The sequence below is a fragment of the Actinoallomurus acaciae genome (assembly GCF_042429965.1).
Taxonomy (GTDB): domain Bacteria; phylum Actinomycetota; class Actinomycetes; order Streptosporangiales; family Streptosporangiaceae; genus Actinoallomurus; species Actinoallomurus acaciae.
This window is the reverse complement of record NZ_JBHLZP010000706.1, coordinates 1-3,459: the sequence shown is the minus strand read 5'-3', so window position 1 is coordinate 3,459 and position 3,459 is coordinate 1. Positions and strand designations below refer to the sequence as shown.

General features: G+C 73.1%; 4 protein-coding genes. 1 reads left to right on the top strand and 3 read right to left on the bottom strand.

Features of this window, described 5'->3' with window-relative positions:
* Both ACFFNX_RS45425 and ACFFNX_RS45420 read right to left on the bottom strand, forming a co-directional pair.
* A partial coding sequence (locus ACFFNX_RS45425; RefSeq protein ID WP_378212519.1) for a hypothetical protein occupies positions 1 to 361 on the bottom strand: 361 nt, incomplete at its 3' end.
* A gap of 169 nt (positions 362 to 530) precedes the next feature.
* On the bottom strand, positions 531 to 1,052 hold the full coding sequence (locus tag ACFFNX_RS45420) for a CGNR zinc finger domain-containing protein (RefSeq protein ID WP_378212516.1): 522 nt from the start codon (positions 1,050 to 1,052) through the stop codon (positions 531 to 533).
* 87 nt (positions 1,053 to 1,139) lie between these two features.
* On the opposite strand from ACFFNX_RS45420, the gene ACFFNX_RS45415 reads away from it, so the two are divergent.
* Positions 1,140 to 2,258 (top strand): epoxide hydrolase family protein, encoded by a 1,119-nt coding sequence (locus tag ACFFNX_RS45415; RefSeq protein WP_378212514.1) that lies wholly within the window; start codon positions 1,140 to 1,142, stop codon positions 2,256 to 2,258.
* On the opposite strand, the gene ACFFNX_RS45410 is transcribed toward ACFFNX_RS45415, so the two are convergent.
* Positions 2,259 to 2,723 carry a YbaK/EbsC family protein gene (locus tag ACFFNX_RS45410; RefSeq protein WP_378212513.1) on the bottom strand — a complete coding sequence of 155 codons (465 nt, stop codon included), beginning with the start codon at positions 2,721 to 2,723 and terminating at the stop codon, positions 2,259 to 2,261.
* Between the last annotated feature and the right edge of the window lie 736 nt (positions 2,724 to 3,459).

Here is a 3,459-nt window from a genome sequence, read left to right as displayed (position 1 = left end):
GGAAGGCGCCGAGGTCGTGCCCGGCCCCGGCGGACGTCGTACGGCGGGGTGCGCCGCCGAGCGGGCCCGCGCTGACCTTCGGCATCGGGCGCCCGCCCTTGTCCAGGTGGGTGAGGGCGTAGTTGCGGCGCCGCGTGAGCATGCCCCGCTGGTCGCCGGTCCACGCGTGCACGGCCTGCGCCTCGCGCAGCCCGGTGCGAGGGACGCCGGGCGGCAGGGTGGCGTTGGTGCGCAACCAGGTGGAGATGGCCTGCGAGGCGCCGTTCATCTGCTGGATGAGCCGCGCCATCGCGACGACGTCCACGCCGACGAAAGCCTTGTCACGCGCGGCGGCGGCGCGCAGATCCTCGTGTCCAGCCATGGGGCCGCTCCGGAGAGTGCGCTCGAGCCTCAGAAGACCGTTGTACCACCGCATGTCCCTCCTGTCTGCACGCCGCGATGCGCGGTCGATTACGGCCCTACCGCATGGCAGAAGGGGTCCGGCGCTAATCGCCTCCAGAGGCGTCGGGGGCGTCGGGGGGCGCCGGGGCTTAGGCGTGGCGGCGCCGGTAGGCGCGCATGCGGGCGTTGGCGCCACAGCCCGCCACGTCGCACCAGCGGCCCGAGCGGTTGCGGGTGTGGTCGTAGAACGCGTAGTGGCAGTCGTCGGCGGCGCAGGCCTTCATCCGCGGCCACGTGCCGTCGGTCATCGCCGTGAGCACGCCCGCCAGGATGGCGCCGAACAGCAGGTCGCCCGGGTGCGCCGCGCCCTCACCGGCCGGCCACCGTACGCCGCCGGAGGTGACCAGCGGGCGCAGGCCGCAGCGGACGATCTCCTCGTTGACCAGGTCGAACGCCTCGGGATCGGCGGGACCGGCGTTGTTGGCGAGCATCAGTGAGCGGAGCGCCTCACGCAGCCGCACGGCTCGCGTGTACGTCTCCGCGGTCACCTCGCCCGGCAGCCCGTGCTCGGCGCGCCAGCGGTCCAGACCGGCGGCGTCGACCTCGTCGCGCGTCCGCAGGAACGCCTCCACCGGCGCGAGCGGCCCGGGAGCCGACGGTCGCGATGCCATGGAACCGATGTTACATCCGTACGCCTTTGACACGTAACGCGTTATGTACGTAACGTCTTTGCTCGTAACCACGACCGGGAGGTTCCGGTGATCGAGCCGTTTCACATCGCCGTCGCGGACGAGGTCCTGGAGGATCTGGCCGCCCGCCTCGAACGCGCGCGCCCGCCCTCGCCGCCGATCCTCGACGGAGGGGAGAGCCCCGAGACCGTCGAGCGCATCGAGGACCTCGTCGCGTACTGGCGCTCGGGGTACGACTGGCGGGCGCAGGAGGCCCGGCTGAACGCGGTGCCGCACTTCCGCGCCGCCGTCGGCGACGCGCGCATCCACTTCGTGCACGTGCCGGGTTCGGGGCCGGACCCGCTGCCGCTGCTGCTCGCCAACGGCTGGCCCAGCTCGTTCGTGGAGTACCTCGGGGTGCTCGACCGGCTGGCCGACCCCGCGGCGTACGGCGACGATCCCGCCGACGCCTTCTCGGTCGTGGTGCCGGCGCTGCCGGGGTACGGGTTCTCGGCCCCCTACCCCGGACGCCTCGACCGGGCCACGATCGCCGGGCTGTTCGACCGGCTCATGGCGGACGGCCTGGGGTACGCGAGCTACGTCGCGCACGGCGACGACATCGGCGGCGGCGTGGTGAACCGCCTCGGCATGTACCACGCCGGGACCGTACGGGCCATCCAGACCACCAACTGGACCCGGCCGCCGGACCCGACGCCGCGCACGCCGGAGGAGGAGGCGTACGTGGCGGGCGAGCGCCGCTGGGAGCGGACCCGCGGCGCGTACGCGCACGTCCAGGCGACCCGGCCGCAGATCCTGGCGTACGGGCTGAACGACTCGCCCGCGGGTCTGGCGGCCTGGGTGCTGGAGAAGTGGCTGACGTGGAGCGACCCGGCGACGCGTGGTCGTCTCACCGACGACGACCTGCTCACCAACGTGATGACCTACTGGGTGACGGGCTCGATCGGCGCCTCGTCACGCCTGTACGCGGTCGACTCCGCTCCACCGGACGACGCGGTCGCGGTGCCGTCGTCGCTGCTGCTCACGCGCGAGCCGGAACTCCCGATCCCGCCGGAGTCCTGGCTGCGGCGCGCGTACCCGCGGATGACCCGCCTGGCCACGGCGGACGAGGGTGGCCACTTTCTCGCCCTGGAGTCCCCGGAGCACTTCGTACGGCAGGTCCGCGAGGCGTTCCGGCCGTACCGGGGCTGACTACTCGACCTCGGCCGGGGTGCCGCCGGTGATCCGCACGAGCTCGTCGTAGGAGGTCGGGAAGATGGTGTGCGGGTGACCGGCGGCCGCCCAGACGACCTCATGCTCGGCCAGCCACTTGTCGACGAGCGTGCGGACCGGGCGCGGGTGCCCGATCGGGGCCACTCCGCCGATCGGGTGGCCGGTGGCCGCGCGTACGAAGTCGGGGTCGGCGCGCTTGACCTTCGCGGCGCCGATCAGCGCGGCCACCTTGGCCGTGTCGACGCGGTGGGCGCCGCTGGTGAGGACGAGCAGGGGTTCGCCGTCGGCGGCGAAGATCAGGCTGTTCGCGATCGCGCCGACCTCACAGCCGAGAAGCGCGGCGGCGGCCACGGCGGTCGGCGCGGCCGCCGGCAGCTCGCGCACCTCGCCGGTGGCACCGAGTTCACGCAGGCGAGCGGCGACGTTCGCGGTGTTGGGATGCATGGGCAGCACCTTAGAGCCTGTCTCAGAGTCCCGCTCTCCGGCTGCGCGACGCCTCGCCGCGTTGGGTCGCCCCCACCCCGCGAAACCGCGCCGGACGGCTCCGCGGGGACCCCGGGAAAGGCCGACAGCCGAACCAGGCCGACTCCCTCCTCCGCCGTGCGACGCGGGCCCCCTGGACACCGCTCGCCACGAACGGGGACTTGGGACAGGCCCTGGAGCCTCGGCGGGTGCGGGCGCCTTCCGGCATCCGCCTCGTGGGTCCGCTGTCGTACCCGGTCGGTACGGTCTTCGAGTGGGGTCGGAGACGGTGCTGACACCGAGGTGTTCGACCGTCTTGACCTGCACTGATACGTCGTCATTCGAACATGTTGACGAATGACGGCGGGGCCGGTTTACTGGAGTCATCTCGAACTTGTGTTCGAGTATTCGGTACGGATTCTCGCGGGTCCGTGCCGGAGGGGTTCGGCTCGCCGGGCAGCGCATGCCGTGCGAGGTGTGACGGCCGGGCGGGACGAGGGGAAGCGTTTCGCCCGCGCCGTCCCCGGACCCGTCGAGCGGAAGGAGGCACGCCATGTCCGCAAGGTCCACGGCCGTCCCTCTGCGCCCCGTCCCAAGGCGCAGGCCGGCACCGCCGGCGATCACACTGTTGCAGACGGCCCGGCACGGCCTGGCCGAGGCGGCCGAGGCCGCCGTCCCCGCCTCGCGCTACGTCGCGCCGCACCTGGCCGACCGGCTC